Origin of the sequence: Sphingobium sp. LMA1-1-1.1 (genome assembly GCF_040676365.1) — a bacterium.
GTDB lineage: Bacteria > Pseudomonadota > Alphaproteobacteria > Sphingomonadales > Sphingomonadaceae > Sphingobium.
The window spans coordinates 566,935-588,966 of record NZ_JBEGHS010000001.1; the positions used below are offsets into that span (position 1 = coordinate 566,935).

Sequence of the window (22,032 nt, forward strand, 5' to 3'; positions counted from 1 at the left end):
TCATCGGTGGGCTCAGCCTGAATGCCGAAGCGCCCCTGCCTCGACCGTTATGAAGCTGTCACTGATTCGCCTGAGTCGCAAGCAAAATTTTGCATTGCACAAATTGCAACTTCTTCGCAGCCTTCTGCATCGGGCACCATGTCCCGTCAACGCGGCAAGATTAGTCCGGTCGCGGCTTCGACAGGCATCGCGGAGAAAACACCAGCGCGACATCCTTTGCGATCTTGATCGCGTCCTGCGAAGACGCTCGTCCGAGCACCGCGTCGCCCAGATGGGCGTGGAAATGGGAGCGGCACCGCACTGACTGTCACCGTGACGGCGGGGCGAAGACCCGCCTGGGTGTCAAGGAAGGTCCTCTGTCCGCGAGGGGAGCAGACGGAATGCCTGTCCTGCGGGCGCGCGAGATACGGCCTTGACGCCATTTTCCCGCAGTAACCCACCGATTGCCAGCGCGCGCCGTTCCGAAAGATTGGGTTTGTCGGTATCCGTTTCAGGCAGCGCCGGAACGGAGAGCGCCTGCATATTCCACCGCCGCGCGGCCCATGCCGACGTCAGCACCGCCTGTCGGGCCACGCTGTCGAGCGTGTCGCTATTATCCGCAAAGCTTATGATCGGCAGGTCAGCCTGCGGCGGGATGATCGCCAGCTCCCAACCTTCGACCTGCGCCGAAGCACGCGCCTCCAGCGCTCGATAGGTCGCAAGCGTCGCACCAGGGAGCGGAGCCGCCGCTACGCTGGCCCGGTGGTGATCGCGATCCACGGTGACCTGATCGGTCGAGACGCCCGCGGACAGGGCGAGCGACTGGATGACCATATTGACGCGTGTGGTTTCCAGAGCCGCCGCCTCGCTGGCCTGGCGCAATTCTTCGCGCTGGGCATCGACGGCGCCCGCGCCAGGTTCCAGCAAGACCCGATCCAGCCGCAGGCGGACCGGTCTTCCCAGGCGCTGCTCCAGCTCGGATTGCAGGATGTCATTGGCCTTCGCCTGATTGCGCGGCGTGATCACCACGGCTCGCACCAGGAGCGGATGGGCATCAAAGTCCAGATCAAGCTGTGTGATGCGCGCGTTCGAACCGAAGCGATCCGAAAGATAGGAGCGCGCCTGATTGGTCGTCACGGCTTCGGTCGCGATCCGTTTCAGGGAAATGCCCAAGGGGATCGCCATGGCCGCAAAGACGAACAGCAATATGATGGTCTGCGTCCAGCTCTGCTGACTGGATAGATGGTGACCAAAGCCATAATAGCGGGCCATCACGGTGGCCGACAGAGCGATCGTGACGAAGTTGGTGACGAACAGCGCGACGGCGCCGCCCAGAACCGGCATATTCCAGGTAGCAAGGCCATAGCCGACCACGGCCAGGGGCGGCATCAGGGCGGTTGCAATGGCAACCCCGACAATCGTGTCCCCGCGACCGCGGATGATCGCGAAGGTGCCCGCGAGCGCTGCAAAAAGGGCGACGGCAAGATCGAAAAGATTGGGACGGGTGCGCGCGATGATTTCGGCGGTCGGCGCCTGAAGCGGCGAAAGCGCGACGATCAGCGCCGTGAAGAGCACAGCCGCGATGCTTCCTACGGCGAGCGCGATGAGCGAGCGGCGCATCTCCCCAAAGTCGAACAGTGCAAGGCTGAAACCCAGCCCCAATATGGGGCTCATCAGCGGCGAGATCAGCATGGCGCCTATGACAACCGCCGGCGACGACAGAAGCAATCCGAGAACCGCAATCCCGGCCGACATCATTGTCATGAAGGCATAGCGGGGCGACCACGCGCTATCGCCGAAAATCCGTTCCAGCACCCGCTCATGCTCGACCCGCCCTACGACCGCACGACGCCACCAACGATAAAGAGCGACCCGTTCCAGCCGCTCATCGGCAAATTGTGCAAGGCCTTGCAATTGCGCTGTCATGAAGTCCCCTTACGCGCCGTTTCCGGCATGGAGCAACTATAACGTCCGCCGCATTCAAAACCAGCTTCAGACCCAGAGTTGCTATTTTTCTCACTGTATGGCCCGGTTTTCTTGGACATTTCATGGCAAGGGCCGTTATCGGGTTTCACCATGCTGATGCTTGATGCCTTCGACCGCCCCCGCTCGGCGCTGCGCGAATTTCTCAGGACCGAGGCGGCCGGGGGTATCCTTCTGATCCTCGCGGCGCTGCTCGCGATGATCCTTGCCAACAGCAGATGGGCAGAGGTCTATTTCGAAAGTCTGCACGTCCATCTGGGCCCGCTGTCGTTGCTCCATTGGATCAATGACGCATTGATGGCGCTGTTCTTCCTGCTCGTCGGCCTGGAGATCAAGCGGGAGTTCATAGATGGAAGCCTGTCGAACTGGAGCGACCGCTGGCTGCCCGTAATCGCGGCGGCGGCAGGAATGGCGATCCCTGCCATAACCTATTTGCTGATTGCCGGTCGTACGCCGGGGCTCGCCAACGGATGGGCGATCCCGGCCGCGACCGACATCGCCTTTGCCATTGGTGTGCTCGCCCTGCTTGGCAAGCGCGCGCCAACGTCGCTCAAGCTGCTGCTGACCACCGTTGCCATCGTCGACGACATGGGCGCGGTTCTGATTATCGCGCTTGCCTACACCAAGGGGATCAGCGGGTTGGCGTTGCTGGTCGGCGCGCTTCTTTTCTGTGCGATGCTGATCCTCAACCGGTCGGGCGTGAAGAAGCTCTGGCCCTATATGGTGCTGGCCGTGGCCTTGTGGCTGGCGGTATTCTTGTCGGGGGTCCATGCGACGATAGCCGGGGTTCTGGCGGCGCTGGCCATTCCCATCCGCACGTCGCCAGGGGCTCCGGACGACGCAGAATCGCCGCTTCATCGCCTTGAGCACCGGCTGCACCCCTGGGTCGCATTTGCGATCGTGCCCCTGTTCGGCTTCGCCAATGCCGGCGTATCGCTGGCCGGCGTCGGCATGGAGCAGATCATGGGGCCACTGCCACTCGGCATCGGTGCCGGACTGTTTCTGGGTAAGCAGATCGGAATATTCGCCAGCATCCGGGGGGCGGTAGCCCTGGGAATAGCAGACCGGCCGGCAGGCGCTACCTGGCTGCAGGTCTATGGCCTCGCCCTCATCTGCGGCATCGGCTTCACGATGAGCCTCTTCATCGGCGGCCTTGCATTCAGCGATCCGCTTCTGTCCGACGAGGTCAAGATTGGGGTTCTGGGCGGATCGGTACTTTCTGCGGTCGCCGGTTTTCTGCTCCTGCGGCTCGCGCCCGGATCGCCGCGCAAAGAAGGCAGCATGGCCGATGCGTAATTCCTTGCGCCTGCGCGCCCGCCTGCGCCTCTACGGCCTGCGGCCGACCGTCTGGCGCAGGCGAGCAGCCTTCTTGGGCGGGGCAATATTGATCGGCCTTGTCGCGCTGACATTCGCGCGTCTGGCCGACGAGGCCAATCATGTCTTCCTGTCCGTCGTGGCGCGCTGGTGGTGGGCGCCGCTGCTGATCACGCCGGCGGGCTTTGCCGGGCTGGTCTGGGCGACGAGGCGGTTCGCACCGGCCGCCACCGGTTCCGGCATACCCCAGACGATCGCAGCGACCCGCAATCCGGAGCGGGGCATGGATCGGCTGGTTTCCGCGCGAACCGCGATCGCCAAATTCATTCTCACGATCTGCACTTTGCTGCTGGGCGCGTCGGTAGGCCGAGAGGGGCCGACGGTGCAGATCGCAGCTTCCATCATGGGATATGCGCACCGTTTCCTGGCGATCCCGGTACGGGCTTCGGTCTATATCGCCGGCGGCGCGGCGGGCGTCGCTGCGGCGTTCAACACGCCTTTGGCGGGCGTCGCCTTCGCCATCGAGGAACTGGCCGCAGCCTATGAGCAGAGGATGACCCTCCTGGTGATGGCGGCAGTGCTGATCGCCGGCATGGTCAGCCTGGGCCTTGCGGGGGATTATGTCTACTTCGGTGCCATGCAGCAGACGCTGAGCGTTCGTGAAGCATTGGTGGCCGCACCTATTGCCGGTGTGCTCGGCGGCCTGCTCGGTTCGTTTTTTTCCCGCGCCATGCTGGCGGTCGGAAACACGTCCTGGCGGCCGCTGGCATGGATGAGCCGGCGACCCATCATATTCGCCGGATGCTGCGGCTGCATCGTCGCTGTCACCGGCGTCCTGACGGGTCTCACCTGGGGCACTGGTTATTCCACGGCGCACGCGATCATCACCGGTTCGGACGTCCCGATCTGGTTCGGCGCGGCCAAGCTCCTGACGACACTTGCGACGGCGGTATCGGGCCTTCCCGGCGGTATCTTCGCCCCCTCGCTCTCGGTCGGTGCGGGCGTCGGAGATGTGCTTCGAAGCATTTTTCCGACCTATCCACCCGGAGCGATCGTCCTGCTTGGGATGGTGGCCTATTTCACGGGTGTGGTGCGGGCGCCCCTTACGGCTGTCATCATCATTTCGGAAACAACCGCAAGCCGGGGCCTCATGATGCCGCTCCTGGCCTCCGCGCTGGTAGCCGATTTTGTGGCTCCCTTTGTCTGCCGCAAGCGGCTTTACCACCAGATGTCGCTGCGTTTCATTGAGTCTGGCGGTGGAGGCACCCGCTGAGGGCTGATGCCCTCGCCGACAGAAGGCAAGTGAGGATGGCTTCAGCAACGCCCAAAAAATAGCTGGAAAGCACAACCGCCATGTAAAAGCTGGAAAAGGTGAACCGGTTGGGCGGATCCCACTGACCGAGCCACAGCCGAAAAGCAAGGCTTCCCAGAACCAGCAGCAGAATGATGAGAAGCCGGGGGAAAAAAGATTCCCACGTTAGCCGAAGCATAAGGCGGACCATATTCAATTTCCCGAAGGCATCCCAATGCTCCAACCACCCTCCGAATGCAATATGCGGTTGGCTAGGTTGGCCGAAGATGATCGATCCGCTTTGCCGCGCAGGACAAGAGCTACAGGGCAATCTTGCCTCACCCCCGGTCCGTCAATTGTTCTGCTGACATCTGCTTTTTCCAAGCTTGCGCTGAGCGAGGCATGGGCGCAATGCCCTCGTCGGCCCGGATTGGACCGACCACGGAACCTATGGTGACAATGCGGCGAAACTGGCAAGCACTCTTCAGGTCGTTCACCATCAGGCAACGGCGACGCCTGCGCGAAAGCGAGGCGGCCTTCATCCTGTTGGCCGTCGTCGCGGGCACCGCGGCGGGACTGATGACCAATGTGCAGCAATGGCTGGCCCATGGTTTACAGCGCATATTTTATGGCGTGACGGTGAATCGACTGAGCGCGCTGGAAACGATCCACCACCCCTGGCGCTTGCTGGCGCTGCCATTGGGCGGGCTGATGTTGATGGCTTTCGCCCTGCTGTTGAGGGGACGTAAAAGGGAGCCGATCGACGTGGTCGAGGCGAATGCCCTTCATGGGGGACGCATTCCGGCGACCGACAATCTTGTGATCGCCACCCAGACGATCATTTCCAACGGCATGGGCGCGTCGGTGGGGCTGGAGGCAGCCTTTGCCCAGTTGGGCGGCGGCGTCGCATCATTACTGGGTCAATGGCTAAAACTGAGGCGCAATGATCTGCGCACTTTGGTGGGCGCGGGCGCAGGGGCGGCTATCGGGGCTGCGTTCGGCGCTCCGCTGACCGGTGCCTTCTATGCCTTCGAGATCGTCATCGGCCATTATACGCCCTCGGCGATCGCGCCTGTAATCGCGGCCGCTCTGGCGGGCGTTTCCGTGTCACGGGCGATGGGGGTGGAGCCTTGGCTGATCGCAACAACTGCCGACAGGGTGATCTCCACAGCGGATTATATGTTGTTCGCCCTGCTGGGCATATTATGCGCCTTGTTGGGGATCATGATCATGCGGCTCGTCACCTTCGCAGAGGCGCGGGCGCAGGGTTGGCGGAGGCTGGGGCGGTGGAGACCTTTGATCGGCGGTCTGCTCCTGATACCTCTCGCTCTGGGCTCGCCGCAAACGCTGTCAGCAGGGCATGGAGCGCTGCATCTGGACCTCATCCTGCAACCTGCACTCGGACTGCTGCTGCTCATATTGGCACTCAAGATCGCCGCATCGGTGATTTCCTTAAGCTTCGGCTTCCGGGGCGGCCTGTTCTTCGCATCGCTTTTCCTGGGCGCCCTTGTAGGGCAGATTTTCGCTGGCGCGGTCAATGCGTCGGCAATTGGGTTCTCGCTCAATCCCCGAGATGCAGCCTTGGTAGGCATGGCGGGGCTGAGCGTGTCGATCGTCGGCGGCCCAATGACCCTGGCCTTGCTGATGCTCGAGACGACCCATGATTTCGGTCTGATGGCTGTCGTGCTGACCGCTTCCTTGCTGTCGAGCGCGATGACCCGGGAGTTTTTCGGCTATTCCTTCTCGACCTGGAGACTTCACCTGCGCGGTTCAAGCATTCGCAGTCCGCGCGATATCGGCTGGGTGCGAAACCTGACGGCCGCGCGCATGATGCGTCGCGACTGGATTTCGGTGGACGAGAATTGCACCGTGGCCCAGTTTCGGAGCAGAGTGCCGCTCGGCTCCGCGAGCAAGGCCGTGATTGTGAACCAGGACGGCCAATATTGTGGAATCGTACCGACGCCCTCAGCCTATGCGCCAGAGCTTGAGGAAGATACGCGAATAACCGAGCTTGCAGTGCTGCGCGAGGCCACGCTCAGTCCGGATACCGACATACAGAAGATTTTGCACCTGTTCGACCAATGGGTGGCTGACGAACTGGCGGTGGTCGATGCGTCCGGCAAGGTCTTGGGCTTATTGACCGAAAAGCATGCAAGACGGCGATATTTCGAGGAAATCGAGACATCGCAACGGGCTCTGTTTGGAGAGATTTGATGTTGCAAGCACGCTCTTGGCACAGCGCTTAGGCTAGCCGAACTCATGTTCAATATCGCTCACCCCTATCTCTCCCTGATCGCATCGATTGCAGTCGGCCTGCTTGTAGGGATGGAGCGCGGCTGGACGCAGCGAGATTTCGGCAAGGGGCGCAGGGTCGCGGGCTTTCGTACCTTCGGGCTGATCGGTTTGCTTGGTGGGCTCGGTGGCCTTTCCCCCGACTTGGTCGCCGCTGCCCTTGCCCTGGGAGTCTCGGCTGTGCTGACGGTCGGCTACAACCGAAGCGCCGATCAGGATCATTTGTCTGCCACGACTACGCTGGCGGGCCTGCTGACCTTTGGAGCGGGCTTTTGCGCGACGCGCCTCTCGCCCGCCCTGGGCTTGGCCATAGGTGCGGCGATCTTTGCGATGCTGAGCGCACGGCAATCGATGCACACTCTGCTCCGGGGAATGGATGAGAGCGAGATCGAGGGCGTGTCCCGCTTCCTGCTGGTATCCCTCATCATTCTGCCGTTGCTGCCGGATGCCTCTTACGGTCCTTACGACGCCTGGAACCCCAGGAAAATCTGGATGGTCGTCGTCTTCGTAATGGGGCTGTCCTTCGCCGGCTATGCCATCTCGAGGCGCTTTGGCCGCGACCGCGGCGTGTTGCTGGTGGCGCTCACCGGGGCCATTGTGTCCTCCACCGCCGTCACCGCAGACTATGCCAGGCGGCTGCGCGACGAACCCGATGGCCGAGGATTATTGACGGCCGGAATTGCGGTGGCATCCATCGTGATGTTCGTCAGGGTGCAGTTGGTGGCACTCGTTCTCGTTCCCCGCGCCTTACCGTCTCTGGCACTGACCATGGCGCCGGCGACGCTTGTAGCCGTCGCCTTCGCCCTGACTGCCTGGCGTGCCCAGGGCAAGGGTGGCAACGGCGTCGCCGTCGCCAATCCCCTGGGCTTCACCCCCGCGCTCATGCTGGCCGCCCTTGTCGCGGGATTGTCGCTTGCCGCGCGTTGGGCCTTGGAACATTTCGGCCAAGAGGGCATGGCATTCGTTCTCACCCTTACCGGCGTGTCGGACGTCGATGCAGCCGTGATGACCATGGCCGGGCTCCCCCCGCATGCTATCGACGATCAAACCGCCGGATTCGTACTGGGAGGCGCGGTTCTAGCCAACACTCTGGCGAAAGGCGTCATGACGGTGGTCATCGGTTGGGGGCACGGCGGCATGAGGGCCGCGATACCACTATTCGCCGCTCTTGCAGCGGCGGCAGCGAGCCTTGCAGTCTGGATTGTCATCGGCTGACCGTCCACGCCACGCCTATTACAGGAAGGAACGGCCATGCATGGAACGCCGTCGCCACACAGTTGCGTCAACCCGCGGCCTTCAATGCCTCCCCTCAGCCCTTCTCCAGATACCGTTCAAGAAGCTTCAGCCGATCCACAATGGAAAAGAAGAAAGCGGTGGACCAGCCGATCAGAATAATGCCGTTCGCACCCTCTATCACGCTCAGAATTCGGCTACCGACCGGCAAAACAACATCGCCATAGCCGATGGTCACATAGGTCGAGGTGGAAAAATACAGCGAATGCTCCAGATTGGGAAATGCATCCAATAGCAGGTAAAGAGCCGCCCAGAGCCAGATTTCCACGGCATGTAACGCGAAAAGCCCAAATGCAGCGAGCAGGATCGCTATTCCATTCACAAAAGAAGCGATGAGCAACTGCGATGCGTGACGGTGGCGCCGCAGGATCGCCAGCAATCCCGCCAGTCCCACCAAATGAATCAGCACGGTCGTCGCCACCATGGCAGTCGCGATCGCCAATTGCGTCGTCAAACTCATCCTACTTCGATCCCTCTCGGATAGTCCGCGAGGAGCCAGCATCCTCGCTTCGGGAGAGGGCTTGTTCGAGAGCCGTCAGAAACGGCGCCTGGCTCCTGAGTATTTTGACGCGCGCCTCGGCTAGCGAAAACCAAGCGGCGTGATCGATCTCGGGAAAGGAACCTATGATGCCACTTCGGGGCGGCCATTCGACTTCGAACGCATTGCTGGCAAGATCGGCGGGATCAAGGTCACCCTCGACGGCGTAAGCCTCCACCCATTTCCCGCCAGCCTGACGCAGGCGTGCGAGTGGCCACGGATTGCCGGCAGGCCGCGCACCGACTTCCTCCTCGAACTCCCGCAGTGCGGCGTTGTGAAGGGCCTCCCCCGGCAAGGCGCCGCCCTTGGCGATCTGCCATGCCCCCTCATCCTTTCGCTGCCAGTAAGGCCCTCCTGGATGAACGAGAAAAACCTGGAGGGCCCCACCGTGCCATCGATACGGAAGCAGCCCTGCACTTTCTTGCGCTACCATCATATTCGCTGCTTTCAATGTCCTGTTGCAGGGAGTCGCTCCGCTTCACGTCATCATGGCCGCGGCGTGCCTGGAAGCCATACGGAAAAGCCCCAATATCGCGGCCCAGGTCATTTGCGCGATGCTGTGCGAAAGGTGTGGCGTCGGCCGCCGATTCACGATCGGATATGCGGCCAGCCACCGGCAATCCAAGCCAGGAAAGACAAAGCCATGAAAATAGCTTCCGGCACAATCCTGTTGATCGTCGACGGCGCGAAGATGCTGTTGCTGAAGAACGAAGGGAGCGCCGTCTGCCCAGAACTGAAGGTTCTGGTGCATCGCACGATCGATAATCCGGCCAATCGCGAGCAGCGCACTGATGCGCCAGGTGTTAGTTATTCGAGTGCGGGCCCGGAGCGCAGTACCTATGAGGAAGCGGATTTACACCAGCAGAAGGAAGATCGGTTCGCGGTGGAAGCCGCCGGCGCTCTCGCCGAATTGGCAGTCAAGGAAGATGGGGACATCATTGTCGTAGCGCCTCCCTCCACCCTGTCCACCCTGCGCCACCATTATGACCGTGCGACACAGGACAAGCTCGTAGCCGAAATCGACAAGAATCTGGCCGGGCATCCAACCTCCCACATTGCCGAACTGGTTGGTGCCTGGACGCCGTCACAGTAACCGCGCCCCATGTCCCATCCATGGGAACGCCCCTGCCCCTTCGATTCGGGGCAGCTAGGCGAGAAGTCCGCTGCATCACGGTGAATTTATATCACTGAAGACGCTACGCTTCACGCGGTCCATGAGCCGTTGCCGCCCGGATTGATTGGAACCACCTGTACGCTCCGCCGAAAGCATTCGTCGTTCGCACCGGCAATCACAGGGCCATGCCGTCTTTCGCGGGCAGCACGGAGCATATGCACCGGGCGGCTCATGCCGCCCGGCAGAAAGGATGCTATCTGCCGCCTTCTTCTGCCCTTGAGCATATTCATCCAACACGGCCCCCGCTCCAGGCCAGGTCATACCCCACGGCACCGGAATAAACCTGGAAGCGTTCCGTAACGGTGATGATAGTAACATCGACGCGCAAGGCCTTCGCCAAGGCAAGACCATGGTCGTTGGTGGGCCCGGCAGGACTCGAACCCGCAACCTAGCCGTTATGAGCGGCCAGCTCTAACCATTGAGCTACAGGCCCCACCTTGTTGCCCGGATAGGCAGCATCAGGCGACTTGGCAAGCCCGTCCTCGCTCCGGAACAGCCTTCAGAAACGCATCCAGCGTCGCGGGGCGAACATTCCGACGGTCCAAGTGATCCAGCACCGCGTCCCACCAGCGATAAAAGGCCGTCCTGTCCCCCTCGTTCCGGACATAGGGCGTGTGCCCCGGTTCCAGCGTCGGGGAATGAAAACTGAAATTCAGCACTGGCGAACCTTCTTCAATCAGGGCATCGATCGCGGCGATCGCCTCCTGCGCGCTGATGCCTTCAGGCGTCAGCGGAATGCGGCTCAACATTCCCGTTCGCGCCAGGGCGCCGGACAGCGGACCGGCTCCTTGCGCCAGTCGGTACAGCCGCTCGCCTCCGCGCCTCAGCAAGCCGGCAAAGGCGGTGGACAGCGGCAATTCGACCAGGCTCCGGCCCGGCCCGGCCCAATAGGGATATTGTGGTAACCCCTGGAAATCCGGCCCATATTGGCCGCTATAGTCGAACCGGCTGCGCACCGAACTGTCGATCCGGAACCCGGCCTGCTCCAGCAGGCGGGCGCTATGGAGGCCAACGCCATAGCGGCCGGCTCGATAGACGATCGGCCTTGCGCCGAAACGCTCCGCGAGCCGCAAGCACAAGGCTTCCAGCTTCGCCCTTTCCACCGCCTCGGGCAGAAAGCCGACATAACTGTTGGCCGCCGTCACCTCCTCGATGTGCGGTGGATTGACCCAGGGATGAAGATGCGCGCCCACATCGGCCGCGCCATCGGCCAGCCAGCGTCCCATCATTGCCGCCGCCGCATCGCTGTCGACCACCGGATAGTCGGTCACGTAAATCGGTTTGATCCCGGCCGCCGCAAAATAGGCCTGCCCGCGCTCCATCCCTTCCAACGCCGTCACGCCATGCCCCGTCCGGCGGAAGGGCGCGTTCCAGTCAAACTCCTCCTCCGTGTCGACGAACAGCATGAAGCGCGTGCCGAAAGCCGGATCGAGCGTAATCCTGTCTTCCGGCGCAGGCGCGTGGAGCAGATTGCCGTCATGGGAAAGCAAGGTCATGCCACCACCGCTACCCGGATTTGGTTGCGATAGGGTTTCCCTCATGCGCGTGTCAGGCGCTGCCGACGGCATCCTCTGTTTCCGCCATGGCCGGCACGGCGAGCAGGAAGCGGCCCGGTTCGATGTCCAGCGCGCCGCCGCATCCCGTCGCCAGACTGCGGATCAGGCGCAGCGAAAAACCAAGGCCCAGCAACGGCCCGTCTGCCCAATTGCCGTCCGGCATATAGCCGGGGTCGAGCAACCGCTCCTCCTCCATACCCTCCAGCGTCGAGGGCCTGTCGATGGCCAGTACCACGCGCCCTTCCGCGCCGCCTGGCTGATGCCAGCATGTGCCGGTCAGCGCTTCCCCGGCTGGCGCCACGGAAATCAGCGTGCGCATCAGATGCTGGATCATGCGCTCGCCCTGCACCGGGTCGATCTGCACCATCGGCAGCCCCCGCGCCATCGCGATGTCAATCCGGGCACCGTCGCCCTGTTCGCGAAAGCGCGTCGAGACCTGCGTCACCAAAAGCGCGGGATCAACGGCGCGTAGCGCCCCATTGCCATCCTCGCCACGCGACACGCGGGCCGCAAGGTCCAGATCATCGAAGGCGGTCAGCAGATGCCGCGCATCCACCGCGATCTTGCCCGCCATATCCTGATATTCGGGACCAGCCGGACCGAACAGTTCCTGCTCGATGATCTCGGCAAAGCCCAATATGGCATTCAGCGGCGTCCTCAGTTCGTGCACCAGTTGCCGGATCGAATCGGCGGACAGGCCGGCGATCGACACCGCCTCTGCACGCGGTTCGGCGGCCACTTCGTGAAGATAGGGGCGCCTCGCCTGTCCACGATAGCCCTGGAAACGCCCTGATCGCGGATCGAAAAAGGGTGCGGCCGACAGCCGCCATTCACCGGCCATCGTGCCGCCCACGATCGTATAGCGGCCGTTCTGAAAACCGCTGCGCCGCATGAAGGCGCCCGCGACATGGCCATCCGGCCCGCTGCCCCCTTCCAGCGCCGTTTCATTGAGCGCAAGGCCGATCAGCGCCGCCCGCGGCCCCTGATCGACCCATACGATCGACCCGGATGCATCCGTTTCGAAGGCGAAGGTGCGCGGCCCGGTCATGGCGGCCCGTTGCGGCGCTTCGTCCAGATCACCTGTGCGCCGTGCATTGGTGAAGCGCGCGATGCGGTCGACCAGATTACGGATCTGGCTGCGGTCCTCCGCCGCCTCCTCGACCGGCTCGGCCTGTGGCTGCTCCTCTACCGGATCGGCAGGGACGATCATCGCCTCGGTCAGCAGCATGTCGTCCTGCTCCGCCGCGACATGGCTGGTCAGCACCAGATCGGTCGCGCCGAAAGCCTCAAGTCCCTGCACCGTCGCCGGTCCAAGGTCGCGCCGCGACCGCAGCACGCCGCGTGCCGTAGGCGTCAGGCGCGGCAACATCTCCACCCAGGCTGCATCGGGCAGGCGAGCGCGGGACATGGCGGCTGCCGCAATCGCCGGGCGATCATTGGCGAAGAATTCCACCAAGGCGGGTGACCGCAACCGCCCGCCCAATTCCACGACGGTCGCGATGCGCTGCGTTTCCGACAATTTCGGCAGCAGTCCGGTCAACCGCTCCAGCAGTGCCGCCCGCTCCGTGTCGGACATGATCGAACGGTCATGCCGGTCATTTTGCGCCAGCAGATCCACGCATTGCCGCCACAGCGTCACGGCCCCCAGGCCGCTACGCCCTTCCGCGGCGAGAACCGTCTGCATGAGATCGTTGAAGCGCACCCAAATTCCCCAATTCCGGCCCCGGCGCAGCGCTGAAAAAACCTTCCGCCGAGGGTATCGTTACACAGGAATAATGCTTCCCGCTGCAAAGGGGAAGGGCCGCGGAAGGGTTCTTATGCGAACGTTGCATAGTGGGACAATTGCATTGTCCTGAAATATTATTATGGTAACGCGATATTAACAGGCAAGGAAATAAGCGGAATAATGGCCGGCCCCAATATTGACGACATCGATCTCCAGATCCTTGGCGAACTGCAGGACGACGGCAGGATGACCAATGTGGAGCTGGCTCGCAAGGTGGGCCTGACGGCGCCCCCATGCCTCCGTCGCGTGCGGGCGTTGGAGGAAAGTGGCGCCATCAGTTCCTACCATGCCGTGGTGAACCCGTCGATGCTGGGCTACACCATCACCGTCTTCGCAATGGTCAGCCTCAAGAGCCAGGCCGAAGCGGACCTGAAGGCATTCGAGGATCATGTCGCGACCCTGCCCGAGGTCCGCGAATGCTATATGCTCAACGGTGAAATCGACTTCATCCTGAAGGTGGTGGCCAAGGATCTGCAAAGTTTCCAGCAGTTCCTGACGTCGAAACTGACGCCGGCTCCCAATGTCGTGAGCGTGAAGACGTCGCTCACCATCCGCACCTCCAAGAACCTGCCCGGCGTACCGCTTCCGGTTTGACTGGCTGGGGGGAGAAAGCGGGAACCCGGCTTTCGCCCATGATGACGCTACAGAAGCGAGAGCGCGTGACCTGCGTCATCCGACGCAGCGCGCTCCCGGCCCAGGCCCCCGCCCCGACCTCGCCGCGATTTTTCCCTCAGCCCGCCGACGGAACGACGACCGGCTTCGCTGCCGTCTTCCTGCTCTGCTGATCGACCCAGACTGACCAGAAGCCGGCGACATTCGCCCAATTGCCCGTCGTCGCCTGACCAAGCGCCGCCTTTGCGCCCGCCAGATCGCCCGACCTTGCCAGCGCCACGCCAAGCCGCGCATTCGCCTTTGCGGCATCAACGCCCCCCTTGCTCAGGGCGAGCCGATATTGCTCCACCGCCTGCGGAAACTGCGCGAGCGAAAAATAGGTGTCGCCGACCGCCATGGCCGCCGACCCGTCCTTCGCCGCTGCCGCCTTCTTCGCAGCAGCGGGCAGACCGGCTATTTCCTTGGCCGCCTTGGGCGTCGCGCCCTTCAGCAATTGCGCGGTCACCGCCTGCGTCGGGGTCAGCTTGCCGGCCGAGCGACCGGCCTCGATGATCGCCTTGGTCTCCGCGCTATAGCCGGTCTTTTCGGCCAGTTGGGCATAGGCCTGGTAATCGCGCTCGCTGGCCATGGCGCCATTGGCGGCCTGAAGACGGTAAAGGTCGAGTTGCACCTGCGAATCCATGCCGGGCGCCGTCAGGTAATTGGCCAGGGCCGACCGCCACTCGCCCGCCGAATCATAGTGGGTCAGGCGCTCCCGATACAGCGCGCCCACCTCAGCCCAGTCCCCGGCCTGATAGGCCATGGAGATCGCTCTGTCATACCAGGCCGCCGGGATCGGCTGCCCCGCCGCCCGCTGCCGCGCCAGGGCCTGCTGCACAAAGCCGCGCGCATCCTTCGTCCTGTTGCGCCGGATGGCGATGTCGGCGCGCAGCATGGTGGCGTCGATGGGATCGTAACCCAGCGTCTTGGCGTAATCGAGCTGCGCCGTCGCATCGTCATAATTGCCGACGATATAGGACAGGTAGCCCGCAACATAGCGCAGGCGCGGCATGTCGCCCTTGGGCACCGAGGACGTCTTGAACATGTCGTTCAGCGCCACGCGCTGCGCCTGCCGGTCGACCTTCAGCACCGCAAGCTCGAAGCGCAGGCCGGCCGCGACATAGGCTTCGAAGTCGCTGACCGGCATCAGGCCCGAAATCTGGGCCTGGGCAGTGGAGACATCACCGGCCTTGATCGCACTGTCCGCTGCCTGGGTGGCGGCGCGGAAACTGTCCGACATCTCGATTGCCGGGCCGACATTGGGCTTTTTCGCGATGACAGGCGTGGCCGTCAGCAAGGCGGCTCCCGTGAACATCCCACAGGTCAGAATCGAAAGTCTCGTCACGGCCATGGCAGCCATCCCCCTTGTTGCCTGGCTTCGGCCAGACGATCATGATGTTCGAAGGCGAAAAGGCGCAACACCCGCCGGGCAGTGCGCCTCTGTCAGGCGAGGATCAGGCCTTGGTACCCAGATAGGCCAGCCACAGATCGGCGATCTGCTTGCGCGAACCGGCCTGCACCGACTGGAAAGCGGCCTTGGCCGACGCATTGTCGCCGCTCAGCGCCTTGGCAATGCCCATGCGCGTGTTGATCTCGTCCGCGTCGACGCCGCCCTTCTGCTTGGCGAGTTCGAACATCGCCACCGCCTTGGCATAGTCGCCATAGCCCAGATAGGCGTCGGCCGTGGCTGCCGCGATCTTGCCGTTCGCTGCCTTGCGCGCATCGGCTTCCGCACTGCCCAGCGATCCCTTGTCGCCCGCGATCTTGGCGACGGCCGGCTGATACAGGTCGCCGCCCTGGCTGGCGCTCAGCACACCCTTGCTCCGGCCGGCATCGATGGCGGTCTTCACTTCGCCGTAAATGCCGGTCTTGGACGCCATTTCCGCATATTCCAGATAGTCCTGAGAGACCACCAGACCGCCGGACGTCGCCATCAGACGCATCACGTCCAGATTCTCGCGGTTGGAAATGTTGGGATTGGCCTGCTGGAACAGGCGGATCAGCGTGCGCAGATTCTCACCGCTGGGTGCCGCCTGATAGGCCGACTTCGCCCATTCGGTGACTTCCGGCAGCTTCGCGTTCGCAGCGCGGCTGACCCCGATCTGATACCATTGCGCCGGCACTTGGCCACCGGCGGCCTTGGTGGCGTCCGCCGCCGCCTTCAGCGCGGCGAGGCCCTGCTGGTTGAGGCCGCGCTGCGGCTCGACCGAGGAATTGGCGGTGCCTGCCTTGCCGAAATAGGCCTGCGCCAACGCGACGTTCACCACGTCTGGCTTGTACCCGGCCTGCAAGGCGGCCCGCGCATGGGTGATGGCAAGGTCGTAATTCTTCATCTGCAACGCCTGATCGGCGGCAATCGCATTGAACTGGCCCACCTGTTCCGGCGGCGTAAGGCCGCTGTCCAGCATCTGCGTCAGCGCCTCGCCCTGCATCGCGGCATCCTTGCTGGCGATGGAGGTGTTCAGCTTGACGGCGCCGATCTGATATTTGTCGTCGTTCGACTTCGCCTTGCTGTCGGCGTCGGCCAGCGCTGCCTTGGCGGCGGCGAAGTCCTGCTTCCCGGCCGCCTGCTGCGCTGCCTGCAAGGCCTTGATCACGTCGGGCGAGACGTTCAGCTTGGGCGCGCCGCCCTTCTTCTCGTCCTTCTTGGCCGCGAATGCCGGGGCCGAAACGGCGCCGCCAGCCAGCGCAAGAGTCAGCGCGAGCGCCACGGGGGTAACAAAACGCATGTTCATCTTCTCCTCTGCGCCCGGGGGACAGGCGGCTTTCGTTTGACGCCGATTAGGGGTCGGCGCGTGAATAACCATTGAACGACCTATATGCACCAGTTAACCGCCTGTCAGCCCCCCGGAAACGATCTGGCGCACCCTGCACGCATCTCATGCCATTGCGCGTGCGCGCGCGAGGGGTGACAGATTTGTTTCGCTCCGCTAGTGATGCGGCAGCACAATTCATCCATCCAAAAAGAGAATCGCTTTGACCGACGAGACTGCCCTCGCCGACCCCTCGGATATCAGCCCCATCTCCATCGTGGAGGAGATGAAGGCAAGCTATCTCGACTATGCCATGTCGGTGATCGTCGCCCGCGCCCTGCCGGACGTGCGCGACGGTCTGAAGCCGGTGCATCGCCGCATTCTCTTCTCGGCCCATGAATCGGGCTTCACCTACAACAAGCCCTATCGCAAGTCGGCGCGCATCGTCGGTGACGTGATCGGTAAATATCACCCCCACGGCGATAGCGCGATCTATGACGCCCTGGCGCGCATGACGCAGGACTGGTCGATGCGCGTGCCGCTGATCGACGGCCAGGGAAACTTCGGTTCCATGGACCCCGATCCACCAGCGGCCATGCGTTATACCGAAGCGCGCCTGGCCAAGGTGACGAACGCCCTGCTCGACGATCTCGACAAGGACACCGTCGATTTCCAGCCCAATTATGACGCCTCGGAAAGCGAACCGCAGGTCCTGCCGGCGCGCTTCCCTAATTTGCTGGTCAACGGCGCGGGCGGCATCGCAGTCGGCATGGCGACCAACATTCCTCCGCACAATCTGGGCGAGGTGATCCGCGCCTGTTTGGCCTATATCGACAATCCCGGCATCACTATCGACGAACTGATCCAGATCGTCCCCGGCCCTGATTTCCCGACTGCCCCGCTGATCCTGGGCCAATCGGGCGCCCGCAGCGCCTATCACACCGGACGCGGCTCGATCATGATGCGCTCGCGCTACAAGATCGAGGAAGGACGCGGCGATCGCCAGTCGATCGTCCTGACCGCAATCCCCTATCAGGTCGGCAAGAACGGTCTTGTGGAAAAGATTGCCGAAGCCGCCAAGGACAAGCGGATCGAAGGCATCAGCGACATTCGCGACGAATCGAACCGCGAAGGCGTCCGCATCGTCATGGACCTGAAGCGCGACGCCACGCCTGAAGTCGTGCTCAACCAGCTCTGGCGCAACACCCCCGCCCAGTCGAGCTTCCCGGCCAATATGCTCGCCATTCGCGGCGGCCGCCCGGAACTGCTCAACATTCGCGACATCATAGAAGCCTTCATCCGCTTCCGCGAAGAAGTCATCACCCGCCGCACCAAGTACGAACTCAACAAGGCCCGCGACCGCGCCCATATCTTGCTGGGCCTGGTCATCGCGGTCACGAACCTCGATGAAGTGGTCCGCATCATCCGCGGTTCGGCCAGCCCTGCGGAAGCCCGCGAGACCCTGCTCGCCCGGGAATGGCCGGTGGCGGAGATCGCGCCTTATCTCAAGCTGGTCGAGGCGATCGAGACCGAAGCATCGGGCGACACCTACCGCCTCAGCGACGTCCAGGTCCGCGCCATCCTCGACCTGCGCCTGCATCGCCTGACCGCGCTCGGACGCGACGAGATCGGCAATGAATTGGCCGAACTCGCCGCCGCCATCGCGGAATATCTCGCCATATTGGGTGACCGGGTGAAGCTCTACGCCGTCATGCGCGAGGAGTTCGAGGCGATCGAACGCGACTTCGCCACCCCGCGCCTGTCGGAAATCACCGCCGCCGCCGACGGCATCGAGGATGAAGACCTGATCGAGCGCGAGGAGATGGTCGTCACCGTCACCGTGCAGGGCTATATCAAGCGGACCCCGCTCGAAAGCTTCCGCGCGCAGGCGCGTGGTGGCAAGGGCCGCTCCGGCATGGCGACCAAGGATGAGGACGCGATCACCGAACTGTTCGTGACCTCCACGCACACGCCGGTCCTCTTCTTCTCCACCGCCGGCAAGGTCTATCGCCTCAAGGTCTGGCGTCTGCCCGAAGGCGGCCCGGCCACGCGTGGCCGTCCAATGGTGAACCTGCTGCCGCTCAGCCCCGGCGAGACGATCCAGACCGTCCTGCCGCTGCCCGAGGATGAGGAAAGCTGGAAGGATCTGCACGTCATGTTCGCCACCGCGAACGGCACGGTCCGCCGCAACAGCATGGACGCCTTCGCCAACGTGCCCAGCAACGGCAAGCTCGCCATGCGCTTCGACGATGACAGCGACGACCGCCTGATCGGCGTCGCCCTGCTGACCGAAGAGGATGACGTCCTCCTCGCCACCCGCCAGGGCAAGGCCATCCGTTTCCAGGCGACCGACGTGCGCGAATTCCAGAGCCGCACCTCCACCGGCGTGCGCGGCATGACGCTCAGGAAGGATGACGAGGTGATCTCGCTCTCCATTCTGCATCGCGCCGGCATCAAGGATCAGGAGGAGCGCGACGATTATCTCCGCTTCGCCCCCTGGAAGCCGGAGAAGGAAGGCGAACCGCAGATGGATGCGGAACGCTTCTCTGAACTCGCCGCGAAGGAACAGTTCATCCTTACGGTCTGCGCCAACGGCTATGGCAAGCTGTCCTCCGCCTATGACTATCGTCGAACCGGACGCGGTGGGCAGGGCATCACCAATATCGACAATATCGGTCGCAACGGTCCCGTCGTCGCCAGCTTCCCCGCGCGCCACGGCGATCACCTGATGCTTGTCACCGATCAGGCGAAGCTGATCCGCATGGGACTGGAAAGCCTGCGCGTCATCGGCCGCAGCTCGGCGGGCGTTCGCCTTTTCAACGTGTCCGACAACGAACATGTCGTCAGCGCGGCGAAGATTGAGGAAAGCGATGAAGAGGCGGAGGTCAGCACCCCGGCCGGCCTCGAGGTCGACCCGCAGGTCAGCCCCGAAACCGACCCGGACCTGACCGAGGAATGACCGACCTCTTCGCATACAAGATCCTGACGAAGGATCAGTATGACCAGCTCAAGGCCGACGGCACGTTCAAGGGCGCGCCCGTCGACCTTGCGGACGGCTATATCCACATGTCCACCCGCCAGCAGGCCGCCGAAACCGCCGCCAAACATTTCGCCGGGCAGGACTATCTGGTGATGGTCATGGTCGATCTCGCTCCCTTCGGCGACACCCTCAAATGGGAGGAATCACGCGGCGGCGCCCTCTTCCCGCACCTCTATGGCGACCTTCCCCTGAACGCCGTGGCGGGTAAGGTGATCCTCCGCCTGGACGAACAGGGCAGGCACCAGTTTCCCGCCGGCTTCTGATCCCCGCCTCCGCGCAACGCAGAAAGGCGCATCCTTCATCCTGCATCATTCCCGCTTAACAAGGGCGGGAATGACGAAACTGGATGGGCGTCCCCTCGACGGATCACGGCGCGTCATCGGGAAGCAGGCATGCAATTAATGCCGTCGACGGTCATTGCCGCCACCTGTCCGGTAGTTTAGAGGGGCCGCCATCATGACGTACTTGGGGGAGTACAATGGTGCAGAAGCAGACATATGCCGTCGCGAAGGATGTATTGACGTTCCTTCAACAACAGTGGCTCGTAGCGACACCAAGAAATTACGCATTAGGCTATGCGCTAAAGACCGATACGGATTCAGCTTTGGTGCGAGCCATGAACGCCATTATCGATGGCGGCGTTCGCATGAGTCAGCAGCAGGCGGATGACCTTTTCATTCAGTTCGTGGGCCATGTCGGGGTGGCTAATGCCATCGAGGCCGACAAGGGCCAGGACCTGGCGCGGCATCATGCCATACGCCTGGGCGAGATCGCGCAAAGCGCGGCCGCCGCAACGGGGGAATTCAACCGGGAACTGAGCGCGGGCTACGACAGGCTGGATGGCGAGACATCGGATCTTGCGCCGATCGTCGCGAGCATGATCGAGCGATCCTTGAGGGCCGAGAACGAGCTCGCGGCAGCCGCTCGCGAAGTCGAGGCGCTCCGGCGCGAGCTCGATGTCGCTCGCCATGACGCGACGAAAGACGCGTTGACCGGTCTTCACAACCGAAGAGCGCTCGACATGGAATTGGAGCGTTTGATCGCATCCGAAGGGCCCTATCTCGTCGCGATCTGCGACATCGACCGGTTCAAGTCGGTGAACGATCGTTATGGCCATGCTGTTGGAGATCGCGTCATCAAGACCGTCGCCGCCTCGCTTTCGGAGGGCTGCGCACCACATATGGTCGGTCGATGGGGCGGAGAGGAGTTCCTGGTCATCCTGCCCGATCTGGACCTGGAGGACGGCGTGGCGCTCGTTGACAAGGCGCGTCGAGATCTGGGGCAACGTCCTTTCAATTTGCGCGAGACCGATGAGCCGATGGGCGCCATAACCTTCTCTGCGGGTGTCGCCATGATCGGCAAGGATGAGGCGGATAATGTGGCCGTGCTTTCCCGGGCAGACGCGGCACTCTATCGCGCAAAGGATCAGGGCCGGAATCTGGTGCTTTCTGGCTGATTTTTGACCCGCATTCAGTTATTTCACCCGTTCCATTCGAACGACGCGCCTGTCCCTCGTCCAATAGTCATAGCCGTCTCATCTGATCCGTCGCGCCGCCCGCGCCTGGTCGCGCTTCACCACGCCCGCGATGCCGGGAGAAGGGGTGGCGGGATGAAAGCGGTTCTCACACCCTGCCGCACCGGCTAAAGCGCCCTCATGTCCCGACTCGCCATCAAGATTTGCGGCCTTTCGACGCCCGACACGATCGGCGCGGCCATGCGGGCGGGCGCCACCCATCTTGGCTTCGTCCATTTTCCGAAAAGCCCCCGGCATGTCGAAGCGGACCAGTTGCGATCGCTGGCCGCGCCCGTCCCGTCCCATATCGGGCGCGTCGCCGTGCTGGTCGATCCAACCGACGAAACACTCTCTGATCTGAGCGCCACCGGCGCCCTCACCGCCTTCCAGCTCCATGGCAGGGAAACGCCTGAACGCGCCGCCGCCATTCGCACACGCTTCGGCATTCCCGTCTGGAAAGCCATTTCGGTCAAGACCGGCGCGGATATCGCCGCCGCGGGGATTTACGCCGACGCTGTCGATTTCCTCCTGTTCGACGCCAAGACGCCCGACGGTGCTGCGCTGCCCGGCGGCATGGGCCTGCGCTTTGACTGGACATTGCTGCGTGGCGCCTCCCCCTCCCTGCCCTGGGGGCTTTCGGGCGGACTTGGCATCGACAATGTGGCCGAGGCCATCCGCATCACCGGCGCCCCGCTGGTCGACATTTCCTCCGGGGTCGAAAGCGCGCCGGGCATCAAGAGTGTGGACAAGATCATGGCCTTCTGCAATGCGGCATCGGCATGTTGACGCAGAGCATAAATTCAGAACGCATCAGCCTTCGATGGCGTTGATCACTTGGCCCAAGTGATCCAACCCATGCCCGAAGAGAT

At 62.9% G+C, this 22,032-nt stretch carries 17 protein-coding genes and 1 tRNA gene; 10 read left to right on the forward strand and 8 right to left on the reverse strand.

What is annotated here, in order from left to right; genetic code table 11:
- Positions 1 to 342 precede the first annotated feature (342 nt).
- The gene (locus tag MRBLMA1_RS02785) at positions 343 to 1,905 is read right to left on the reverse strand and encodes a DUF389 domain-containing protein (RefSeq protein ID WP_363734887.1); all 1,563 of its coding nucleotides are present in this window, start codon (positions 1,903 to 1,905) and stop codon (positions 343 to 345) included.
- Positions 1,906 to 2,055: 150 nt separating this feature from the next.
- Between MRBLMA1_RS02785 and nhaA the strand changes: the two genes are divergently transcribed.
- The 4 genes from nhaA (at position 2,056) to MRBLMA1_RS02805 (ending at position 8,074) form a co-directional block, all read left to right on the forward strand.
- Positions 2,056 to 3,258 (forward strand): Na+/H+ antiporter NhaA, encoded by a 1,203-nt coding sequence (gene nhaA / locus MRBLMA1_RS02790; RefSeq protein ID WP_414714614.1) that lies wholly within the window; start codon positions 2,056 to 2,058, stop codon positions 3,256 to 3,258.
- Positions 3,251 to 4,549 carry a chloride channel protein gene (locus tag MRBLMA1_RS02795; protein WP_363734889.1) on the forward strand — a complete coding sequence of 433 codons (1,299 nt, stop codon included), beginning with the start codon at positions 3,251 to 3,253 and terminating at the stop codon, positions 4,547 to 4,549. The genes nhaA and MRBLMA1_RS02795 overlap by 8 nt, the downstream gene beginning before the upstream one ends.
- Positions 4,550 to 5,026: 477 nt before the next feature.
- Positions 5,027 to 6,781 (forward strand): chloride channel protein, encoded by a 1,755-nt coding sequence (locus tag MRBLMA1_RS02800; RefSeq protein ID WP_363734890.1) that lies wholly within the window; start codon positions 5,027 to 5,029, stop codon positions 6,779 to 6,781.
- A gap of 45 nt (positions 6,782 to 6,826) precedes the next feature.
- Positions 6,827 to 8,074 (forward strand): MgtC/SapB family protein, encoded by a 1,248-nt coding sequence (locus tag MRBLMA1_RS02805; protein ID WP_363734892.1) that lies wholly within the window; start codon positions 6,827 to 6,829, stop codon positions 8,072 to 8,074.
- A 94-nt stretch (positions 8,075 to 8,168) separates the two neighbouring features.
- Here MRBLMA1_RS02805 and MRBLMA1_RS02810 read toward each other — a convergent pair whose 3' ends face one another.
- Both MRBLMA1_RS02810 and MRBLMA1_RS02815 read right to left on the reverse strand, forming a co-directional pair.
- Positions 8,169 to 8,612, reverse strand: a complete 444-nt coding sequence (locus tag MRBLMA1_RS02810; protein WP_363734894.1) for a potassium channel family protein — start codon at positions 8,610 to 8,612, stop codon at positions 8,169 to 8,171.
- 1 nt (position 8,613) lies between these two features.
- Positions 8,614 to 9,126, reverse strand: a complete 513-nt coding sequence (locus MRBLMA1_RS02815; protein ID WP_363735384.1) for an NUDIX domain-containing protein — start codon at positions 9,124 to 9,126, stop codon at positions 8,614 to 8,616.
- A gap of 207 nt (positions 9,127 to 9,333) precedes the next feature.
- Here MRBLMA1_RS02815 and MRBLMA1_RS02820 point away from each other — a divergent pair, with 207 nt between their 5' ends.
- On the forward strand, positions 9,334 to 9,783 hold the full coding sequence (locus tag MRBLMA1_RS02820; RefSeq protein ID WP_363734896.1) for a host attachment family protein: 450 nt from the start codon (positions 9,334 to 9,336) through the stop codon (positions 9,781 to 9,783).
- Between the two features lie 438 nt (positions 9,784 to 10,221).
- On the opposite strand, the gene MRBLMA1_RS02825 is transcribed toward MRBLMA1_RS02820, so the two are convergent.
- From MRBLMA1_RS02825 to MRBLMA1_RS02835, 3 genes are all read right to left on the reverse strand, one after another.
- A tRNA-Ile gene (locus MRBLMA1_RS02825) sits at positions 10,222 to 10,297 on the reverse strand.
- 25 nt (positions 10,298 to 10,322) lie between these two features.
- Positions 10,323 to 11,360 (reverse strand): polysaccharide deacetylase family protein, encoded by a 1,038-nt coding sequence (locus tag MRBLMA1_RS02830; protein WP_363734898.1) that lies wholly within the window; start codon positions 11,358 to 11,360, stop codon positions 10,323 to 10,325.
- Between the two features lie 52 nt (positions 11,361 to 11,412).
- Positions 11,413 to 13,122 carry a sensor histidine kinase gene (locus tag MRBLMA1_RS02835; protein WP_363734900.1) on the reverse strand — a complete coding sequence of 570 codons (1,710 nt, stop codon included), beginning with the start codon at positions 13,120 to 13,122 and terminating at the stop codon, positions 11,413 to 11,415.
- A gap of 204 nt (positions 13,123 to 13,326) precedes the next feature.
- Between MRBLMA1_RS02835 and MRBLMA1_RS02840 the strand changes: the two genes are divergently transcribed.
- Entirely contained in the window at positions 13,327 to 13,800 is a 474-nt protein-coding gene (locus MRBLMA1_RS02840) for an Lrp/AsnC family transcriptional regulator (RefSeq protein ID WP_133654704.1), read from the forward strand.
- Between the two features lie 136 nt (positions 13,801 to 13,936).
- On the opposite strand, the gene MRBLMA1_RS02845 is transcribed toward MRBLMA1_RS02840, so the two are convergent.
- Both MRBLMA1_RS02845 and MRBLMA1_RS02850 read right to left on the reverse strand, forming a co-directional pair.
- On the reverse strand, positions 13,937 to 15,208 hold the full coding sequence (locus tag MRBLMA1_RS02845; RefSeq protein WP_363734902.1) for a hypothetical protein: 1,272 nt from the start codon (positions 15,206 to 15,208) through the stop codon (positions 13,937 to 13,939).
- A gap of 103 nt (positions 15,209 to 15,311) precedes the next feature.
- Entirely contained in the window at positions 15,312 to 16,592 is a 1,281-nt protein-coding gene (locus tag MRBLMA1_RS02850; RefSeq protein WP_363734904.1) for a hypothetical protein, read from the reverse strand.
- 241 nt (positions 16,593 to 16,833) lie between these two features.
- On the opposite strand from MRBLMA1_RS02850, the gene gyrA reads away from it, so the two are divergent.
- From gyrA to MRBLMA1_RS02870, 4 genes are all read left to right on the forward strand, one after another.
- Positions 16,834 to 19,569, forward strand: a complete 2,736-nt coding sequence (gene gyrA / locus MRBLMA1_RS02855) for a DNA gyrase subunit A (protein WP_363734906.1) — start codon at positions 16,834 to 16,836, stop codon at positions 19,567 to 19,569.
- Positions 19,566 to 19,913 (forward strand): DUF952 domain-containing protein, encoded by a 348-nt coding sequence (locus MRBLMA1_RS02860; protein WP_363734907.1) that lies wholly within the window; start codon positions 19,566 to 19,568, stop codon positions 19,911 to 19,913. Before gyrA ends, MRBLMA1_RS02860 begins: the two co-directional genes overlap by 4 nt.
- Positions 19,914 to 20,128: 215 nt before the next feature.
- Positions 20,129 to 21,106, forward strand: coding sequence for a GGDEF domain-containing protein (locus MRBLMA1_RS02865; RefSeq protein WP_363734908.1), 978 nt, complete (start codon positions 20,129 to 20,131; stop codon positions 21,104 to 21,106).
- A 198-nt stretch (positions 21,107 to 21,304) separates the two neighbouring features.
- Complete coding sequence (locus MRBLMA1_RS02870) at positions 21,305 to 21,949, forward strand: phosphoribosylanthranilate isomerase (RefSeq protein WP_363734910.1); 645 nt, start codon at positions 21,305 to 21,307, stop codon at positions 21,947 to 21,949.
- Positions 21,950 to 22,032: the final 83 nt, after the last annotated feature.